Source organism: Paeniglutamicibacter sp. MACA_103, from assembly GCF_045798555.1.
GTDB lineage: Bacteria > Actinomycetota > Actinomycetes > Actinomycetales > Micrococcaceae > Paeniglutamicibacter.
This window is the reverse complement of record NZ_JBIXLN010000117.1, coordinates 1-621: the sequence shown is the minus strand read 5'-3', so window position 1 is coordinate 621 and position 621 is coordinate 1. Positions and strand designations below refer to the sequence as shown.

The following is a 621-nucleotide window of genomic DNA, read 5'->3' as shown; positions in this document are numbered from 1 at the left end:
CCCGACGGCCTCACCCCGCCCCAACGCCACCTCCAGGGCCTGATGAACCTCATCAGGTCCGCCGGGAGCCCCGCCACCGGGAAGAAGACCACCGGCCTGCCCTCCCCCAAGACCCTGGTCATCGCCACCCTCGACGAACTCCGCGGCCTGGCCGACACCCACGGCATCACCGGCCGCGGCCAACCCCTCACCCCCGCCGAACTCCGCCAGGGCCTGTGCAACGGCGGCGTCATCCCCCTGGTCCTCGGCGGCGACTCCCGGATCCTGGACCTCGGCCGCGAGGAACGCCTCTTCCCCGACTACATGCGCGAAATCATCCTCGGCCTCTACGGAGGCTGCATCATGCCCGGCTGCACCGTCCCGCCCGAACACTGCGAAATCCACCACTTCGACTTCTTCGCCAACGGCGGCAAGACCGAAATCAACCAAGGCATGCCGGTGTGCACCTCGGCCCACCACGACATCCACACCGGACTGGTGCGCGTCCTCCGCGACACCGACGGGCTCTTCAGCGTCATCCTGCCCAAGTTCATGGACCCCGAACAAAAACCCCGACGCAACAACCACTGGCGCGACCGCGCCCAAAGCCCACCCCTGTTCTGAGGGTTGCGTTGCCGGTGA

At 68.0% G+C, this 621-nt stretch carries 1 protein-coding gene; it reads left to right on the top strand.

The window, feature by feature from the left end; all coding sequences use genetic code 11:
• Window positions 1-603 (top strand): HNH endonuclease signature motif containing protein (locus tag ACIPVK_RS21790; protein WP_407614069.1); only part of this gene is annotated, 603 nt, incomplete at its 5' end.
• Between the last annotated feature and the right edge of the window lie 18 nt (window positions 604-621).